The 17,766-nt window shown below is 70.4% G+C and carries 17 protein-coding genes, 2 tRNA genes and 1 pseudogene; 2 read left to right on the forward strand and 18 right to left on the reverse strand.

Features of this window, described 5'->3' with window-relative positions:
- Window positions 1-192 precede the first annotated feature (192 nt).
- Window positions 193-2,850 carry a valine--tRNA ligase gene (locus ACQPW6_RS10675; RefSeq protein WP_433889334.1) on the reverse strand — a complete coding sequence of 886 codons (2,658 nt, stop codon included), beginning with the start codon at window positions 2,848-2,850 and terminating at the stop codon, window positions 193-195.
- Between the two features lie 117 nt (window positions 2,851-2,967).
- On the opposite strand from ACQPW6_RS10675, the gene ACQPW6_RS10680 reads away from it, so the two are divergent.
- Window positions 2,968-3,945, forward strand: a complete 978-nt coding sequence (locus ACQPW6_RS10680; RefSeq protein ID WP_433889335.1) for a hypothetical protein — start codon at window positions 2,968-2,970, stop codon at window positions 3,943-3,945.
- Between the two features lie 116 nt (window positions 3,946-4,061).
- On the opposite strand, the gene clpX is transcribed toward ACQPW6_RS10680, so the two are convergent.
- From clpX to ACQPW6_RS10705, 5 genes are all read right to left on the reverse strand, one after another.
- A complete protein-coding gene (gene clpX, locus ACQPW6_RS10685) occupies window positions 4,062-5,345 on the reverse strand; it encodes an ATP-dependent Clp protease ATP-binding subunit ClpX (protein ID WP_433889336.1) in 1,284 nt (427 codons plus the stop codon).
- Between the two features lie 174 nt (window positions 5,346-5,519).
- Entirely contained in the window at window positions 5,520-6,209 is a 690-nt protein-coding gene (locus ACQPW6_RS10690) for an ATP-dependent Clp protease proteolytic subunit (protein ID WP_433894492.1), read from the reverse strand.
- An 83-nt stretch (window positions 6,210-6,292) separates the two neighbouring features.
- Window positions 6,293-6,898, reverse strand: a complete 606-nt coding sequence (locus tag ACQPW6_RS10695; RefSeq protein ID WP_433894493.1) for an ATP-dependent Clp protease proteolytic subunit — start codon at window positions 6,896-6,898, stop codon at window positions 6,293-6,295.
- 843 nt (window positions 6,899-7,741) lie between these two features.
- Entirely contained in the window at window positions 7,742-9,142 is a 1,401-nt protein-coding gene (gene tig / locus ACQPW6_RS10700) for a trigger factor (protein ID WP_433889337.1), read from the reverse strand.
- Between the two features lie 174 nt (window positions 9,143-9,316).
- Window positions 9,317-9,393: transfer RNA gene (locus ACQPW6_RS10705), tRNA-Pro, on the reverse strand.
- A 111-nt stretch (window positions 9,394-9,504) separates the two neighbouring features.
- Between ACQPW6_RS10705 and ACQPW6_RS10710 the strand changes: the two genes are divergently transcribed.
- Window positions 9,505-9,578 (forward strand) — tRNA-Gly (locus ACQPW6_RS10710).
- 65 nt (window positions 9,579-9,643) lie between these two features.
- Here ACQPW6_RS10710 and ACQPW6_RS10715 read toward each other — a convergent pair.
- From ACQPW6_RS10715 to ACQPW6_RS10770, 12 genes and pseudogenes are all read right to left on the reverse strand, one after another.
- On the reverse strand, window positions 9,644-10,786 hold the full coding sequence (locus ACQPW6_RS10715; protein ID WP_433889338.1) for a tyrosine-type recombinase/integrase: 1,143 nt from the start codon (window positions 10,784-10,786) through the stop codon (window positions 9,644-9,646).
- Window positions 10,786-10,989: an excisionase family DNA-binding protein gene (locus ACQPW6_RS10720; RefSeq protein ID WP_433889339.1), complete on the reverse strand. Its 204-nt coding sequence runs from the start codon at window positions 10,987-10,989 to the stop codon at window positions 10,786-10,788. Before ACQPW6_RS10720 ends, ACQPW6_RS10715 begins: the two co-directional genes overlap by 1 nt.
- A gap of 2 nt (window positions 10,990-10,991) precedes the next feature.
- Entirely contained in the window at window positions 10,992-12,383 is a 1,392-nt protein-coding gene (gene repSA, locus ACQPW6_RS10725) for a replication initiator protein RepSA (RefSeq protein ID WP_433889340.1), read from the reverse strand.
- On the reverse strand, window positions 12,377-13,087 hold the full coding sequence (locus tag ACQPW6_RS10730) for a DNA methylase (protein WP_433889341.1): 711 nt from the start codon (window positions 13,085-13,087) through the stop codon (window positions 12,377-12,379). Before ACQPW6_RS10730 ends, repSA begins: the two co-directional genes overlap by 7 nt.
- Window positions 13,084-13,269: a hypothetical protein gene (locus ACQPW6_RS10735; protein ID WP_433889342.1), complete on the reverse strand. Its 186-nt coding sequence runs from the start codon at window positions 13,267-13,269 to the stop codon at window positions 13,084-13,086. Before ACQPW6_RS10735 ends, ACQPW6_RS10730 begins: the two co-directional genes overlap by 4 nt.
- 92 nt (window positions 13,270-13,361) lie before the next feature.
- Window positions 13,362-13,631: a hypothetical protein gene (locus tag ACQPW6_RS10740; protein ID WP_433889343.1), complete on the reverse strand. Its 270-nt coding sequence runs from the start codon at window positions 13,629-13,631 to the stop codon at window positions 13,362-13,364.
- A gap of 4 nt (window positions 13,632-13,635) precedes the next feature.
- Complete coding sequence (locus ACQPW6_RS10745; protein ID WP_433889344.1) at window positions 13,636-13,833, reverse strand: mobile element transfer protein; 198 nt, start codon at window positions 13,831-13,833, stop codon at window positions 13,636-13,638.
- Window positions 13,834-13,852: 19 nt separating this feature from the next.
- Window positions 13,853-14,524 (reverse strand): DUF2637 domain-containing protein, encoded by a 672-nt coding sequence (locus ACQPW6_RS10750; protein WP_433889345.1) that lies wholly within the window; start codon window positions 14,522-14,524, stop codon window positions 13,853-13,855.
- Between the two features lie 242 nt (window positions 14,525-14,766).
- A pseudogene (locus ACQPW6_RS10755) lies at window positions 14,767-15,039 on the reverse strand (DUF4326 domain-containing protein); the annotation flags it as partial.
- A 60-nt stretch (window positions 15,040-15,099) separates the two neighbouring features.
- Window positions 15,100-16,461 carry an FtsK/SpoIIIE domain-containing protein gene (locus ACQPW6_RS10760; protein ID WP_433894494.1) on the reverse strand — a complete coding sequence of 454 codons (1,362 nt, stop codon included), beginning with the start codon at window positions 16,459-16,461 and terminating at the stop codon, window positions 15,100-15,102.
- The gene (locus ACQPW6_RS10765; RefSeq protein WP_433889346.1) at window positions 16,458-16,814 is read right to left on the reverse strand and encodes a hypothetical protein; all 357 of its coding nucleotides are present in this window, start codon (window positions 16,812-16,814) and stop codon (window positions 16,458-16,460) included. The genes ACQPW6_RS10760 and ACQPW6_RS10765 overlap by 4 nt, the downstream gene beginning before the upstream one ends.
- A 155-nt stretch (window positions 16,815-16,969) precedes the next feature.
- Window positions 16,970-17,740 carry a GntR family transcriptional regulator gene (locus tag ACQPW6_RS10770; protein ID WP_433889347.1) on the reverse strand — a complete coding sequence of 257 codons (771 nt, stop codon included), beginning with the start codon at window positions 17,738-17,740 and terminating at the stop codon, window positions 16,970-16,972.
- Window positions 17,741-17,766: the final 26 nt, after the last annotated feature.

The following is a 17,766-nucleotide window of genomic DNA, read 5'->3' on the forward strand; positions in this document are numbered from 1 at the left end:
GGTCGTCGCCGTCGTCGCCGTACGGGTCGAAGGCGTCGTCGCCGGTGCTGCCGCCGTGCTGGGGGTGGTCGCTCACGCGGCCCAGTCTACGGAGCCGGGGCGGCGGGTACGGCCACGGGCCCGGCCGCGGGGTGCGGTACGGGCCCGTGGGGGGCGTGCGGTGGTGCGCCGGCGGGCGTCGGGTGCTCCCGCTCAGGCCGCCGGGCCGGACGGGTCGGGCGGGTCGGACGGCAGCTGGCCGATCTGCGCGCCGATCCGGGCGATGTCGGCCTCGGCCGCCGCCAGCCGAGTGCGGATCTTGGCCACCACCGGTTCCGGTGCCTTGGCGAGGAACGCCTCGTTGCCGAGCTTGCCCTCCGCCTGCGCCTTCTCCTTCTCGGCGGCGCCCAGGTCCTTGGTGAGCCGCTTGCGCTCGGCCGCCACGTCGATCGTGCCCGACAGGTCGAGCGCGACCGTCGCGCCGGCCACCGGCAGCGTCGCCGTGGCGTGGAAGCCGTCACCCTCGGGCTGCAACCGCAGCAGCTGCCGGATCGCGGCCTCGTGCGGCGCGAGCCCGGTTCCGTCCAGCGCCAGCCGGGCGGGCACCTTCTGGCCGGGCTGCAGGCCCTGGTCGGAGCGGAACCTGCGGACCTCGGTGACCACCCGCTGGACGGCGGCGATCTCCGCCTCGGCCGCCGGGTCCCGGAAGCCTGAATCCTGCGGCCAGTCCGCGATCACCACGGACTCGGCGCCGGTGAGCGTGGTCCACAGGGTCTCGGTGACGAACGGGATCACCGGGTGCAGCAGCCGCAGCGTGACGTCAAGCACCTCGCCGAGCACCCTGCCCGAGACGGTGGCCGCCTCGCCGCCGGCCTGGAAGGTGGTCTTGGACAGCTCGACGTACCAGTCGAAGACCTCGTCCCACGCGAAGTGGAACAGCACGTCGGACAGCTTGGCGAACTGGTAGTCCTCGTAGAGCGCGTCCACCTCGGCGACGGTCGCGTTCAGCCGCGACAGAATCCACCGGTCGGCGGCCGACAGCCGGTCGGCGGCGGGCAGTTCACCGCGCACGGTGGCGCCGTTCATCAGCGCGAAGCGGGTGGCGTTCCACACCTTGTTGGCGAAGTTGCGCGAGCCCTGGACCCAGCCCTCGCCGATCGGCACGTCGGCCCCGGGGTTGGCGCCCCGGGCCAGGGTGAAGCGGACGGCGTCCGAGCCGTAGCGGTCCATCCAGTGGAGCGGATCGACGGAGTTGGGGTTGGACTTGGACATCTTCTTGCCGAACTCGTCCCGGACCAGGCCGGTGAGCACGATGGTGTGGAACGGCGGCACTCCGTCCATCGCGTACAGGCCGAACATCATCATCCGGGCGACCCAGAAGAAGATGATGTCGTGGCCGGTGAGCAGCACGTCGGTCGGATAGAACTTCGCCAGGTCCTGGGTCTGCTCCGGCCAGCCGAGGGTGGAGAACGGCCACAGGCCGGAGGAGAACCAGGTGTCGAGGACGTCGGAATCCTGCGTCCAGCCCTCGCCGGGCGGCTGCTCGTCAGGACCGAGGCAGACGGTCTCGCCGTTCGGCCCGTACCAGACCGGGATCCGGTGGCCCCACCACAACTGGCGTGAGATGCACCAGTCGTGCATGTTGTCGACCCAGTCGAAGTAGCGCTTCGACATCTCCTGCGGGTGGATGGCGACCCGGCCGTCGCGCACCGCGTCGCCGGCGGCCTGGGACAGCGGCTCGACCTTGACCCACCACTGGAGCGACAGCCGCGGCTCGACGGTGGTCCGGCAGCGCGAGCAGTGGCCCACCGAGTGGGTGTACGGGCGCTTCTCGGCCACGATCCGGCCCTGCTCGCGCAGGCTGCCGACGATCGCCGAGCGCGCCTCGAACCGGTCGAGACCCTGGAACGGGCCGGGCACCGTGATGATCGCCCGCTCGTCCATGATCGTCAGCGACTCCAGGCCGTGCCGCTGGCCGATCGCGAAGTCGTTCGGGTCGTGCGCGGGCGTCACCTTGACGGCGCCGGTGCCGAACTCCGGGTCGACGTGCTCGTCCGCGACGACCGGGATCGTCCGGTCGGTGAGCGGCAGCCTGATCCGCTTGCCGACCAGGTGCGCGTACCGCTCGTCGTCGGGGTGGACGGCCACGGCGGTGTCACCGAGCATCGTCTCGACCCGGGTGGTGGCGACGACCACGGTCTCGTCGCCCTCGCCGTACCGGATGGACACCAACTCGCCGTCGTCGTCCTGGTATTCCACCTCGATGTCGGAGATGGCGGTCAGGCAGCGCGGACACCAGTTGATGATCCGCTCGGCGCGGTAGATCAGCTCGTCGTCGTAGAGCTTCTTGAAGATGGTCTGGACGGCGCGGGACAGCCCGTCGTCCATGGTGAAGCGCTCCCGCGACCAGGCCACGCCGTCACCGAGCCGGCGCATCTGGCCGAGGATCCGGCCGCCGTACTCGTCCTTCCACTTCCAGACCCGCTCGACGAACGCCTCACGGCCGATGTCCTGCCGGGACTTGCCCTCGTTCGCGAGCTGGCTCTCGACCCGGTTCTGGGTGGCGATGCCGGCGTGGTCCATGCCGGGCAGCCACAGCGACTCGTGGCCCTGCATCCGCTTGCGGCGGGTCAGCGCGTCCATCAGCGTGTGCTGGAAGGCGTGCCCCAGGTGCAGGCTGCCGGTGACGTTCGGCGGCGGGATGACGATCGTGTACGGCGGCTTGTCGCTCTTCGCGTCCGCCTCGAAATACCCGCGCTCTACCCAGCGCTCGTACAGCGTCCCCTCTACGTCGGCCGGCACGTACTGGGTCGGCAGTTCGGGGGTGCTGTCCGGCCCGCGATCGGGGCTGCGCTGAGTGTTGTCGGTCACGGGGTGAATTCTACGGTCAGGGACCGTGCCGTTACGAATCAGTTGCTCCCCCGCTGTCGGAGGTGGGCATGCCATCGGCGAGGATGGCCTGACTCGTTCACGGAGGGGGACACACCCATGAGTTACAACCAGCCGCCGCCGAACCCCTACGGACAGGATCCGCAGCAGGGGGGCGGCGGCTACGGCCAGCCGCAGCAGCCCGGTTACCCGCAGCAGCCGCCGCAGCAGGGCGGGTACGGCCAGCCGCAGCCCGGGTACGGGCAGCAGCAGCCCCAGCAGGGTGGCTACGGGCAGCCGCAGGGGCAGCCCGGGTACGGCTACCCGCAGGGCCCTGGCCAGCAGCAGGCGCCGTACGGGCAGGTGCCGCAGCAGCCGGGCTACGGCTACGGCCAGCCGCCGATGCCGCCGCAGGGCGGCGGGAACGGCAAGCGGATCGCGATCATCGTCGGCGCGGTGGTCGTGGTGGCCGCTATCGTCGGCGGCGTCGTCGTCGCGACCAAGGGCGGCGGTGGGGACGACAAGCACTACAAGCTCACCACGCCGGCCGTCGTGGCCACCGACTACAAGAAGAGCAGCGACGACACCTCAGGTGACGGCTTCGACTCCGAGGACATGACCATCCTCTCCAAGGAGGGCGTCACCGCCCCCGTGAAGGTGGTCGGCGCGTACGTGGACGGCTCCGAGGAGACCGGCAAGGTCCTGGAGCTCAGCGGGGTGTGGGGCCGGGTGCCCGACCCGCAGAAGGTCGTGGACGCCATGTTCGCCGCGCTGCCCGGCCGGATGGCCAAGGACGACGACTCCAGCGGCAAGAACGAGCTGGTGGGCAAGCCGGAGAAGGTCACGCCGGCCGGGCTCGACGGCGACGGCGTCGTCATGGAGTGCCAGAACTCCAAGTACAGCGACACCGATTCCGGCAAGTCGTTCACCTCGCCGGTGTGCCTGTGGGCCGACCACAGCTCGGTGGCGTCGGTGACCGCGCTGGACCTGACCAAGGCGGCGATCGGCGGTCAGAACCTCACGATGGACGAGGCCGCCACGCTGGCCGCGCAGGTCCGCAAGGACTCGCTGGTGGAGATCCCGAAGGTGTCGAAGTGAGCGGAACCGCTGCGGCCCGCGACTGAGGCGACTGCCAGCGCACGTACGTCAAAGGGGGCGCCCGGGAAATCCCGGGCGCCCCCTCGGCAGTTCTGGCCGGGCTGTGCGGCGCTGCGCTACGCGCTCTTCTGCTCGCCCTTGCCGACGATCCGCGGTTCGCGCGGCACGAGCGTCGGATTGACGTTGGAGTGCACGACGTCGGCGGTGATCACGACCCGGGCCACGTCCTTGCGGGACGGCACCTCGTACATCACCGACTGGAGGACCTCCTCCATGATGGCCCGCAGGCCGCGCGCCCCGGTCTGCCGCAGGATCGCCTGGTCGGCGATGGCCTCAAGCGCCGCCCGCTCGAACTCCAGCTCCACGCCGTCGAGTTCGAAGAGCTTCTGGTACTGCTTCACCAGCGCGTTGCGCGGCTCGACCAGGATCTGGAGCAGCGCCTCGCGGTCGAGGTTGTGCACGTTGGTGATGACCGGCAGCCGGCCGATGAACTCGGGGATCATGCCGAACTTCACCAGATCCTCGGGCATGATCTCGGAGAACTGGTCGGCCATGTTCAGCTCCCGCTTGGAGCGGATCGTGGCGCCGAAGCCGATGCCCTTGGCGCCCGCCCTGGCCTCGATGATCTTCTCCAGGCCGGCGAACGCGCCACCGACGATGAACAGCACGTTGGTGGTGTCGATCTGGATGAACTCCTGGTGCGGGTGCTTTCGCCCGCCCTGCGGCGGCACCGAGGCGGTGGTGCCCTCCAGGATCTTCAGCAGCGCCTGCTGGACGCCCTCGCCCGACACGTCCCGGGTGATCGACGGGTTCTCGCTCTTGCGGGCGACCTTGTCGATCTCGTCGATGTAGATGATCCCGGTCTCGGCCTTCTTGACGTCGTAGTCGGCCGCCTGGATCAGCTTGAGCAGGATGTTCTCGACGTCCTCACCGACGTAGCCGGCCTCGGTCAGCGCGGTGGCGTCCGCGATGGCGAACGGCACGTTGAGCATCCGGGCCAGGGTCTGCGCCAGCAGCGTCTTGCCGGAGCCGGTCGGGCCGAGCAGCAGGATGTTGGACTTGGCGAGCTCGATCGCGTCGTCATGCCCGGGGCGGCCGCTCTCACCCGCCTGCACCCGCTTGTAGTGGTTGTACACCGCGACGGAGAGCGCCTTCTTGGCCGGGGTCTGCCCGACCACGTAGCTCTCCAGGAACTCGTAGATCTCCCGCGGCTTGGGGAGATCCTCCCAGCGCACCTCGGAGGACTCGGCGAGCTCCTCCTCGATGATCTCGTTGCAGAGGTCGATGCACTCGTCGCAGATGTACACACCAGGACCTGCGATGAGCTTCTTCACCTGCTTCTGGCTCTTCCCGCAGAAAGAGCACTTCAGCAGGTCTCCGCCGTCACCGATGCGTGCCACGAGGTGTTTCCCCTTCGCCTGGGATCCGCCGACTTCAACGGAGCCTGGTGCTTCTCTCATCGACGGTACCTTGCCGCGACCCCCGTGTGGGCCCCCCTTGGACGGACTGGATGGCCGAGTCCAAGGAGGGCCAGGTGGGAGACGGCGGGGCTGCGCCCGTCAGGACCCGTCGGTTCAGACGCTCACGGACGTCTTGCGGGTGGACACGATCTGGTCGACCAGGCCGTAGGCCAGCGACTCCTCGGCGGTCAGGATCTTGTCCCGCTCGATGTCGTCGCGGATCTGCTCGATCGGCGTGGTGGAGTGCTTGGCGAGCATCTCCTCCAGCTGCTGGCGCATCCGGATGATCTCGTTGGCCGCGATCTCCAGGTCGGAGACCTGGCCGCGGCCGGTCTCGCTGTACGGCTGGTGGATCAGCACCCGGGCGTTCGGCAGCGCCATCCGCTTGCCGGGGCTGCCGGCCGCCAGCAGCACCGCGGCGGCCGAGGCCGCCTGGCCCATGCAGACCGTCTGGATGTCGGGCTTCACGAACTGCATGGTGTCGTAGATCGCCGTCAGCGCGGTGAAGGAGCCGCCGGGGCTGTTGATGTACACCGAGATGTCCCGGTCGGGGTCCATCGACTCCAGGCACAGCAGCTGCGCCATGATGTCGTTGGCCGAGGTGTCGTCGATCTGCACGCCGAGGAAGATCACCCGCTCCTCGAACAGCTTCGAGTACGGGTTGTACGTACGAGTGCCCTGCGAGGTGCGCTCGATGAATTCCGGCACGTAGTAGCGGGCCTCCGCGCCGAACACGCCGGGCCGCCCGGCCGCGGTGCGCTCGGCCTCGGTGCGCTCGTACAGGCCGCTGCCGGGGAAGTTCATGGGGTTCACGTCCACCGTCCTGGTGAGGGAAGAGCTTCGCTTCGAGGAATCTGCAAGGAGGGGCGGTCGCGGCCGCTGGGCGCTCAGGAGGCGCCGGTGCCACCGCCACCGGGGACGTGCGCGGCGGACAGCATGACGTCGTCGATCAGCCCGTACTCCTGGGCTTCCTCGGCGGAGAACCAGCGGTCGCGGTCGGAGTCCTTGGTGATCTGCTCGAAGGACTGCCCGGAGTGCTGGGCGATCAGCTCCGCCATCCGGCGCTTGGTGTGCAGGAGCTGCTCGGCCTGGATCTTGATGTCGGTGGCGGAGCCGCCGAGGCCGGCGGAGGGCTGGTGCATGAGGATGCGGGTGTTCGGCAGCGCGAACCGCTTGCCGGGGGTGCCCGCGGTGAGCAGGAACTGACCCATCGACGCGGCCATGCCCATCGCGATCGTGACCACGTCGTTCTTGATGAACTGCATGGTGTCGTAGATCGCCATGCCCGCGGTCACCGAGCCGCCGGGGCTGTTGACGTAGAGGAAGATGTCCTTGTCGGGCTCCGCGGCGAGCAGCAGCAGCTGTGCGGTGATCTTGTTTGCGATGTCGTCGTCCACGGCCTGGCCGAGGAAGATGATCCGCTCGCCGAGCAGCCGGTTGTAGACCTGGTCGCCGAGGCCACCGAGGGTCGGCTCGCCGGCGGCGGAAGGCATCGGAGTAGTCACGTATTCCACCTGCTCGTTGTCGGACGGCAGCCTCGCCGTCACTGGGTCTTCGCCGGGCCGGGGGCGGCCCCTGCTGGCACCGCGCCCCCGCCCTCCTACTTACGGACCCTAACGCGCAGGTGGGGCCCGGCAATCCCGTACGGGGAACTGTTCGCTGTCGGCGCAGGGTCGCTCCCGCTGAGCGGTGCCGGGTCGCTCGCGCTCGACGGTGCCGGGTTGTACCCCGCGCCCCGGTTTCGGACCCTTCCTGGTGGTCCCTCGTGGCTGGCGAGCCACTTGCGCCCCGGCCAGGAAGCGCCCCGTCAGGGGCGCGGGGCTGCTGTCGATATGCGGCTGCCGCCGCGTGGGCGCGAGCACGGACCCCGCCAGGGGCGCGGGGCTGTTGTCGATATGCGGCTGCCGCCGCGTGGGCGCGAGCACGGGCCCCGTCAGGGGCGCGGGGCTGCTGTCGATATGCGGCTGCCGCCGCGTGGGCGCGAGCACGGGCCCCGTCAGGGGCGCGGGGCTGCTGTCGATATGCGGCTGCCGCCGCGTGGGCGCGAGCACGGGCCCCGTCAGGGGCGCGGGGCTGCTGTCGATATGCGGCTGCCGCCGCGTGGGCGCGAGCACGGGCCCCGTCAAGGGCGCGGAGAACTGCGCGGCCAGCCACGACGGAGGCGCGGGTGGCCACCGGCCCGAAGGGGCTGGTGCTGTTGTTTCCCGCCCTCCCCCAACCTTCGGCCGGGGGTGCCCCCAGGCCGTCGGTGGCTGAGCGCGCAGTTCCCCGCGCCCCTACGGGGGCGCATCCTCGCCGGGGCGAAGCCCGGGGAGCCCGGGCCGGGGCCCGGGGGGTCAGGCCTTGGCGTCGGCCTCGACGGCGGCGTCGGACTCCTCGGCCTCAGCCTCGTCCTCGGCACCCTCGCCGGAGGCGTCCTCGTCCTCCTCGTCCTCGAGGTCGACGACCTCACCGTTGGTGTCGGTGACCTTCGCCGCCTCGACCACGACGGCAAGTGCCTTGCCCCGCGCGACCTCGCCCACGAGCATCGGCACCTGGCCGCCCTCGACCACCGCCTGGGCGAACTGGTCCGGGGTCATCCCCGAGGTCGCCGCACGCCGCATGAGGTGCTCGGTGAGCTCCTCCTGGTTGACCGACAGCTTCTCCTTGTTGACGAGCTCGTCAAGGATGAACTGGGTCTTGATGCCCTTGACCGCCTGGGTCTCCAGCTCCGCGTCGTACTCCTCGCGGCTCTTGCCCTCGCGCTCCAGGTACGTGTCCCAGTCCAGGCCCATCTGCGGGAACTGGTGGTGCTCCAGGTTGTGCGTCCTGGTCTGGATCTCGTCCTTGAGCAGCTTCTCCGGGATCGGCACCTCGGTGAGCTCGATCAGCGCGTCGAGCACCTTCTCCTGGGCGTCGGTCGCCTGGTCGTACTGCCGCATCCGGGAGAGCCGGCCGCGGCTGTCCTCGCGCAGCTCGTCCAGCGTGTCGAACTCGCTGGCGAGGGTGGCGAAGTCGTCGTCCAGGGCGGGCAGTTCGCGGGCCTGGACGTCGGTGACGGTGACCTTGACGTCGGCGTCGCTGCCGGCCGCCGAGCCGCCCTTGAGGGAGGAGGTGAAGGTGGCGCTGCCGCCGGCCTCCAGGCCGATGACGGCCTCGTCGATGCCGTCGAGCAGCTGGCCGGAGCCGATGGTGTAGCTGACGGCCGACGCGACGCCGTCCTCCAGCACGTTGCCGTCGACCGAGGCCTCCAGGTCCACCACCACGACATCGCCCTCGGCCGCGGCGCGCTCGACCGTGGTGGTCGAGGCGAACCGCTCGCGCAGCTCCTCCAGCGACTTCTCGACGTCCTCGTCCGACACCTCGACGGCGTCCACGGTGACCTCGATGCCGGAGTAGTCCGGGATCTCGATGGTCGGGCGGATGTCCACCTCGGCGGTGAACTTCAGTTCGTCGCCGTCGTTGAACTCGGTGATGTCCACGTCGGGCTGCCCGAGCACATTGAGCTCACCCTCGCTGACCGCCTCCGTGTAGAACTTCGGCAGCGCGTCGTTGATGGCCTCTTCGAGGACCGCGCCACGGCCGAACCGCTGGTCGATGACGCGCGCAGGGATCTTGCCCTTGCGGAAGCCCGGCACCGAGACCTGCTGGTTGATCTTCTTGTACGCCGCGTCGAGGCTGGGCTTGAGCTCCTCGAAGGGCACCTCGACAGTGAGTCGAACCCGAGTGGGGTTCAGAGTCTCGACGGCGCTCTTCACGGTTGGGTCTCCTTGGGGGCTTTACGTTGATGGGGGCCACTCGCTGTACACGGCCTTGCCGTGTGCCTTGGGTCGCCGGCGGCCCATCCTACCGGTACCACAAACGTCCCGGACCGGGTCGTCCCGCGACCCGGTCCCTGGCTCCGCCCTCCGCCCCGGACGCCCGGGAACCGCTGGTCGGGGTGGCCGGATTCGAACCGACGGCCTTCCGCTCCCAAAGCGGACGCGCTACCAAGCTGCGCCACACCCCGCTGGTGCGACACGTAGAGTACATGCCCTGGTACGCGCGGGCAGCCGTTATTCCCCCGCGACCGCCACCGGTTCGACCGGCTACTATGCGATGTGCCAGAATCACAGGCGCTGCGGGCGTAGCTCAATGGTAGAGCCCTAGTCTTCCAAACTAGCTACGCGGGTTCGATTCCCGTCGCCCGCTCCAGACCGAAACGGCCCAGGTCGCGGACGAAATCCGCAGCCCGGGCCGTTGCCGTTCCCGATCTTGGTTCAGTCCTCCGTGCCCGCCACGTGCCCGTTTCGGCCGGGACCGCGCTTGAGCGCCTTCACGATCATGGCGTCGATGCCGTCGGCGATCTCCCGTTCACGCTCCTGGCTCCCGTGCTGGTAAATCAGCGCGGCCCGGCTCGAACCGTGGCCGAGCCGGATCATCAGCTCACGCGTGCTGGCGTCTGTACGGGAGGCGAGGGTGTTCCCGGTGTGCCGAAGATCATGGAAGTGCAGTCCCTTGATCCGAGCCCCGGCGCACGCCCGGTGCCACAACCGGTTGAAGTGGTTACGGCGCGGGGTCGCCCCCTTCGGGCCGACGAAGACCCGACCCTGAGCGCCCCGCTCGGCGTACAGCTCCAGGTGCGTCCCGAGCACCGGCACGAGGGAGGCCGGCACGGCCACCGTGCGCTTGCCCGCCTCGCTCTTGGGTGCCTTGACGACACGGCGCCCGTCGTTCAGCTCCGAGACGGCGCGGCGGACCCGGATCAGGCCCCCGTCAAGGTCGATGTCCTGCCGGTGCAGGCCCACCAGCTCACCCCAGCGCAGCCCGCAGAACGCCGCCAGGAGCACCAGGGCCCGGTATCGCGGCTGCACCGCGTCGGCCAGCGCGAACACCTCCGGGATGGTCGCCGTCGGCCGTTCGGGGGTGTGGACCGTGCCGCCGTTCTTGATCCGGCAGGGGTTCCGGCGGATCAGGTCGTCCTCTACCGCCGTCCCCATAATCGTCCGCATGAGTGCGTACGCCTTGGCCACGGTCGGCGCACCCGTACCAGCGTCCAGCCGGGCACTGCGCCAGGACCGGACGGCGGCCGGCGTGATGTCCGCGAGCATCAGCCGGCCGAAGGTCGGCACCAGGTGCACGCGGAGCAGGACCCCGTACAGCTCGGCCGTGCTCGGCGCGAGCGGCCGTTCCTTGACCCAGGCGGTTGCGTACGCCTCGAAGGCCACCCGCCCGGCGTCCGGGTCCCGCCAGTCCCCCTGCCGAAGCTCCGCTTGCCGCTCAGCGAGCCAGTCGTCAGCGTCTCGCTTGGTGGCGAAGGTCTCGGGCGCAGGTCGGTCGATGCCGTCCGGACCCAGGTAGCGCGCCTGGAAGCGGCCCGAGGGCAGCTTGCGGACGCGCCCGAACGTACGACGCTTCGCCATCACGCCACCCGCCTGAGGAGCTGAGCGCGACGAGGCTGCACTGTGTTGGCCAGCACGTAGGCGTCAAGCACGCTCTCCGGGATGCGCACGTGCCGTCCGACCTTGACGTACGTGATGCGCCGTTCCTCGATCAGCCGCCGGGGGAAGCGCACTCCGGTGCCGAGCTGTTCGGCGGCTTGTTCGACGGTCAGTAGTCGGTCCATGGTCACCACTCCCCCTCGTCTTCGGTGATCTCGTGGCGTGCTTGGCGTGCGGTGTCGCGGTTTTGGGTGATGTCGCGGTGGATCTGGGCGGCGAGCCAGGACTCGCCGGGGGTGTGGCCATGGCCGGCGTAGGTCCAGTGCGCGATGACGAGGGTGGACGCGTCCGGGTCGGCGTCGAGGTCGAGCAGGCCGAGGTCCCGGCGTTCCTGGTCGGCGCGGTAGTCGGCGCGTGCCTGGCGGAGCGCTCCGAGGGTCGTGGAGTAGCGGCGGGCTTTGGTGGAGAAGTGGCCCCGGAAGCCGAGCATGTGTGCCCAGGCCCACAGCCGCCGGTCGGGGTACAGGGCGTCGAGGTCCCAGCAGGCTTGGATGAGCCGGCGGGTGTGGGCGGGCAGGTCGGGCCACTTGTCCAGTTCGGCGAGTTCGCCGATGCGGCGGTCTACGGTGCCGGTGGTCTCGGCGGCTTTGGTGGCGTACTTGGCGACGTAGGAGGCGACGGCCTGTTCGGTGAGGTCTTCGCCGTGTCCGAAGGCTCCGATGGGCTGGACGTCGAGTTGTGTGCCCCAGCGCAGGGCGCGGGCGGGTTGGTCGCCGGCGGCGGGCACGTGGACCACGGCGCGGGCAGCGGCAGCACGTAGCGCGTCGGCGAGGAGGCCGGCGGTCGCCCAGGACGGGGGCGTCGTGTCGGGCCCGTCGGGTCCGTCGAAGCGGATCACGGCGTGGAAGTGGATCGCGCCTCGCTTCTGGTACTCGGCGACCTTCCCGTAGGAGACGCGGAGGTGTTCGCGCAGTTCGCGTTGGGTGATGCCGACCCGGGCGGCCAGCTCACGGGGCAGGTAGATGGTGACGTAGCGCCACAGGTGGGAGGCGTGGTTGTTCCACAGCACCGCGCCGGCGTAGTCGTACGTGTCCGGGTCGAGCGGCGTGCCCAACTCGGCGGCCCCGTCGGGGTGGGCGACTCCGCAGCGGCAGCGGCCGGCGGCGGGGCGGTTGTGGACGGGGCCGAAGCTCGGGGCGGTGAGGGTGGCGAAGACCCGGGGGTGGTCGGTGACCGTGGCGGGGACGCCTTTGCCGCCGGCGAGACCGGACAGGATGAGCTGGTAGGTGTCACCGGCGTAGGTCCAGGCGCAGGCCGGGCAGCGCGAGGCACGGCGGTTGCCGCAGGCGAGCCGGAGCCGTCCGCCCGGCTCGCCGGTGGTGGCGTAGGAGTACAGGACCTGGCCCGTAGTCCGGTCGAGGGTGGTGGTCGAGCCGACCAGGTGGATCGGGTCGGAGCAGCCGCCGGTGCGGCGTACCTGGTCGTTCCAGCGGTCGAAGCCCGGTTGCCCGGCCACCCGCAGGAAGTCCTGCCAGGCGACCGGGTCCAGACCCGCCGGAAGGGTGGCGGTTGCTACCACGTGATCACCTCCTGTCGGGCGGTGAGGAACGCGCGGCCGAGCCAGTGCGTGAAGGCTGGCGGGATGGCTTCGGTGAGTTCGTGGCGCACGTCGGTCCAGGTGATGCCCATGGCGTGCTGCATCTCGGCAACGGTTGCCTTGCCTCCGCCGGAGCCGTACGCGGCGACGTACGGGCCGTCGTTGTAGACGCCGTGCCGGTAGCCGCGCACGTAGCCGCGATGGCGGGGGTGCGCGGGTTGGGTGGTGGACCAACCGCCGAGTTCGAGGCCGCGATGGCGCAGCACGCCGAGGCCGAACATCTCGCCGCACAGGGTCAGGTCGCGGCGTACCGGGGCGCGGCCGTTGGGCTGTTCGATCACGTACGGCAGCCCCGTGGCGTCCAGCAGAACCCGCAGTTCGGGGATGAGCTGCGGGTGATCCCGGCCCCAGTCGCGGGAGGCGTTGGTGCCGACCGTCAGGGTGCAGCCGGCCTGACAGGGCGGAGAGGTGTGGATCAGGGTGTAGCGGCCGATCTCGCCGGTGGCGGTCAGGCGCGCGAGGTGTTCCAGCGCGTCGGCCTGGACGAACCGGAAGGGGTAGCGGGGACGAGGGGCGATGTCCACGCCGTCCACGGCGAAGCCGGCGCGGTGGTATCCCGTAGCGGCCCCGCCGGCGCAGCAGAACAGATCCAGCACCCGGAGGACACCGGAAGCCACGGCGGTCACCGGCCGGTGGTGGTCAGGGTGCGGCGGGTGGGGGCGGTGCCGGTGCCACGGCAGGCCGGGCAGTTGGCGTTGATCGTGGTGCGGGTGCCGTCAGGGTTGCGGGTGCCGGTGGTGATCGCGGCGGTGGCGAAGCCGTCGCAGTGGCCGCAGATGTGTCCCGGGGCGTGGTGGTGCTGGGGCATGATGGGTGTCCCTTTCGGGTCCGTTGGATCAGGAAGTGGTGAGGCGCCCGGGGCGGAGGAAACTTGGCGGTTGATACCGCCCCGGGAGCCGGTCAGCGCTTGCGCGCGAGGTTGAGCGAGACGCCGACGCCGCCCACGGTGGGGACCGCTGCGGCGGCAGCGGCGGCCATGGTCTGGAAGGCGTAGGCCAGGACGACGATCACCAGGGCCGTGCCGGCGGTGATCGTGAGCGTGAGCAGGATGCGGCCGGCGACCGAGGGCTGCGGGGCCTGGATCACGACGACGTCGCCGGGGTGGATGCCGGGCGGGATGAGGTTGGCCGGGCGGTGGTTCGCCCGCAGTTGTTCGTCGGGGTAGCGCACGAGGTCACCTCCGTCGGGTGGTGCAGGTGTGGGTACGGGCGGCGAGTTCGGCGGCTGAGCGGCTGGTGTAGTCGTTGGACCAGCCGCACCGGGTGGCGGTGCAGGTGGCGACGCTGGCGTTGCGTCCGTGGCGGTCGCGGTGGTCGCCGACCTGGACGGGGCCGATGCGGGCCACGTTGGTGAAGCGCTCGAAGCGGGCCATGGCGGTGTCTCCTTTCGGGTCAGGTGAGTTGGGCGGCGATGGCGTCGGCCACGGCCGGCGGTACGCCCAGGCGGGTACGGAGGGTGCCGGTGTCGATCCGGTGGCCGGTCGCGGCCTGGTGGGCATCGGCGACCTTCCGGGCGTGCACGACGAGCGCGGCGGGCACCGCGGGCGCGGCGGCCGGGGCGGGAGGCAACTCCGGAGCACCAGCAGGAGCCGGGGCCGGGGCGGCGGGTGTGCGGTCGAGGGTGACCGGGGATGCCGGATCGGCCGGCGTGGCGGGCAGCGGCTCGGTGGTCGCCGGGGCGGGCACTGCGGTGGGTGGGGTGTGGGCGAGGAGGGTGCCGCCGAGGAAGGCCAGGGCGGGCCAGCCGGCGACCAGGACGCGCAGGGTTGCGGGTACGTGGTGCAGGTCGAGGAGTCCGGCGGTGGCCACGTTCGCGCCGACGGACGCGGTCAGGGCGATGACGAACCAGGTCCAGGCGGCGCGGGCCGGGCGGTCGGTGGCGCGAAGGGTGCGCATGCGGCGCCAGGCGGCGACCAGGAGCAGGTCAACGCTGATCGGGTAGGCCCAGGCTTTCCAGCCGGCTTGCCCGGCAGCGTCGGCGATGTCGTGCAGGTGCGCGAAGGACAGCGAACCGGCGATCACCGCCTGAATCAGGATCGGGTCCAGTCGCAGGGTGCGGGCCATCGGGGTTCACCTCCTTTCGGGGATCGGGAGCCCGGGGCCGGGCGGTCACGGGCGGGACGTTCGGGTCAGGCTTCGCCGGTGCCGAAGCAGGCCAGGCACATGCCGTCCTGCTGGCCGACGGGGCGGTGTCGGCGGCCGACGCGGACGGTTACCGCGACGGTTCCGGTGCCCTTGCACGCCGAGCACGGCGCATCGGCCGGCGGTGCCGTAGCCGAGGCGTTGGCCAGGGACAAGAGCACGTCGGCGTGGCAGGGAGCATTCGGCGGGCACCAGCAGGCCAGGTCACGGCCAGCCAGCTCACGGCGGGCTTCGTCAGCGAGCTGGGTGTTCTGGTCGAGATGCGAGCGGTACAGCGACACGGCCGTCTCAGCGCCGTGTTCGGCCACGGTGAAGGGGTTGCCCCACTTCGAAGGCCGGGCGACCACCACGGCACCCTCAGGCTTGCGCCACCCCTTCGCGCGGGAGAGCCGGATACGAGCGGCCATCACGAGCCTCCTTCCAGGACGGTCGGGCATGGGGCGGGTAGGGACGTGGCGCGGGGGGTGGTCGCGCCGACCGGTGAAACGGGGAGGGAATCAGGCGGTGGCGGGCACCGGCTTGCCCGGGGTGCCGGGGGTGGGGATCGCGGGCAGTACGGGCCGGAAGTCGGCGAGCGCGGCCACATCCGGGGTCAGGTCGGCGTACCGGTTGCAGGCGGCGACCGCGTCGCGCAGCGAGGTGTGCGGGGTACGGACGCGGGCCCAGCCGCCGGAGGTGTCGGCCGCCACGGCGGTGCCCGGCTGGTCAGGGGCGATCGTCAGCACCGAGCCCAGTGCCTCAGGGGCGATGTCGCCGAAGGCCATCTTCGCGGAGGCTTCATCGTTGACCCGGTGGCAGACCCGGCCGGTCAACTGTGCGCGGAGCATGGTCGCGCCGTCGCCCAGCTCGGAGCCGAAGCGCTGGCCGCACACTTCGAGGTAGATGCCGGCCGACCGGGCGAGCTGCCCGAGCCGGATCAGTGCGGTGATGATGCGCTCGCGGCGCTTCTTCGCCGATGAGCCCGCCACGAGCAGCAGCTCGGCGACCTCGTCGACCAGGACCACGATCGGCACCGGCCGATCCGCTTCGGGCAGGCCCCAGATGTCGGAGGTGATCTCCGCGTCCGGGGTGTCGGAGCTGATGCGCTGCGCGGTCCGGATGAGCTGGAACCGTTCGATCATCTCCGCCCCCAGGGCATCCAGGAGATCGGCGGCAGCGTCGGGGTTGTCGGCCAGCGCGGTCAACCGGCGGGCCAGCGGGGACAGTTCCACGCCCTGCTTGCAGTCGATCCCCACCAGCGCGACCCGCTGACGCGCCAACTCCTTGACCAGCCCGCGCTGATACACCGACTTCCCCGAGTCCGTCGCGCCCAGCACCAGACTGTGCGGGACCTTGCGGAAGTCCCGGTAGTGCACCGTGCCGTCCTCGCGCATCGCGACGGGAACCCGCAGCGTGGTGCGCTCGGTCCGGGCCGGCAGGCGCACCCGGTCCAGCACGTCGTAGCCGGTCATCGACAGCTCCAACAGGCCCGAGCGGATCTCCTTGACCGACACCTGATGCAGGCGCCAGGAGTGCCGCAGCCGGTCAGCGGCGGTGATCACGTCGAACGCGTCCTGCCCCGGCCGGAGCCGGATACGGGCCACCAGGCCCGTGCGGGTCACCCGCAGGCGCAGCAGCTTGGGCGGACGGTTGGCCGGCATCTCCCGCCGCAACGCACGGGCGACCGCGATACGGGCCCGCGACGGGGGAACGCTCAGCCCGCACGCGTCCATCACCGAGGCGTAGGACCAGGTGACCCGGATCCGGGCCAGCGTGCCACCGACGACCATCCAGTACAGCGACGGACGCACCCGGCGCAGGATCAGCACCGCGGCGATCCCCCCGCCGGTGAGCACCAGAACCGTCACCACGACGATCAGCCCCGGCCGTTGGACGCGGCGACCGGCACCAGCGACATCACCGCGACCGCACGGAAGCTGATCCCGTGCCGCTTCTGGCCGTTGAACTCGTTCTCCCAGTCCCGCGCCCGCAGCCCCGTCACCGCCACCGGCGTTCCCGGCGTCAGCGTCGCGTCGATACCGGTGTCCGGGATCGTCACCTGGAACAGGTCGCCCTGCCCCTCGTCCGAGACCAGCAGACCCACCGTCATCAACGGCGCCTTCGTCTCCCGGTCGATCGCGATCTCACCGGTCTGCTTGCTGACCAGCTTCTGGACGGGCGGAGTGGCCACGAACACCGTGGCCGTCGAAAGGTCGATCTTGAACGATGCCATGCGTAACTCCCATGCAGGGCGGGGAAGGCAGGATCCCCGCGTGCGATCAGCTTGTATATCCAAGCTGCACTCTCAAGGTAGAGCCGACAACTTGGATATGCAAGTGTGGAGTTGAAAAAAGAGGACCCGAAGGCCCTCTCTGGCAACGCAGTTGATCAGGGAACGTCGATCACGTACCGGAAGACGTGACGATCGCACGGCACCCGCGAATCGAGCACTTCCACCGTCTGACCAGCGGAAGTGTGCGCGGTCCGGAAGACTCGGGCCAGCGGTACGCCCGGCGGGATCTTGAGCGAGTCGATCTCCACGGGACTCGGCATGCGAATCTCAAGATCTTCTACGAACTGAGTGATCCGCTGGCGGATTGGCCCCTCAGGATCCTCGATCAGCCGGCTGACACCGCCGCGGATCCGACGGGGTTCGGCGACCGCCGTGCCGTCGAAGAGCGCTGCCGGGTAGTAGCCGTCAACGAGCTGCATCGGCTCGCCGTTCACGAAGAACGCCCGGCGACGGACGATGACTTGGGTCCCCTCGGCAACGTCGAGCCGACTCGCCACCTCAGCCGGCGCGGGCACGGTTTCCACAGAGAGGATCCGCTGTTCCGGGCGCAGGCCCTGAGCGGCGGCTTCCGCGTTGAAGTTGCTCACGCCGGTGGCCCGACGTTCCCGGAAGTTCGCACCGGTGGTGAGCATCTGCACATTGGGGCGCGGTCGGACGAAAACCCCTCGGCCTTGCTCGCTGATGAGCAGACCTTCGGCCTTGAGCAGCGCGAGCGCCTTGCGGACGGTCACACGGGTCGTGTCGTACTGATCTTTGAGTTCGTTCTCCGACTTGAGCTTTTCGCCGGCGTGGAGGGTGCCGGACAGGATGCGCACACGCAGTTCGTCGGCAATCTTCCTGTACGGAGGAAGATCTTTGTCGGTCATCAGGGTCACCTCAGCTTGGCTATGCA

Source organism: Streptomyces sp. CA-111067, assembly GCF_050956065.1.
Taxonomy (GTDB): domain Bacteria; phylum Actinomycetota; class Actinomycetes; order Streptomycetales; family Streptomycetaceae; genus Actinacidiphila.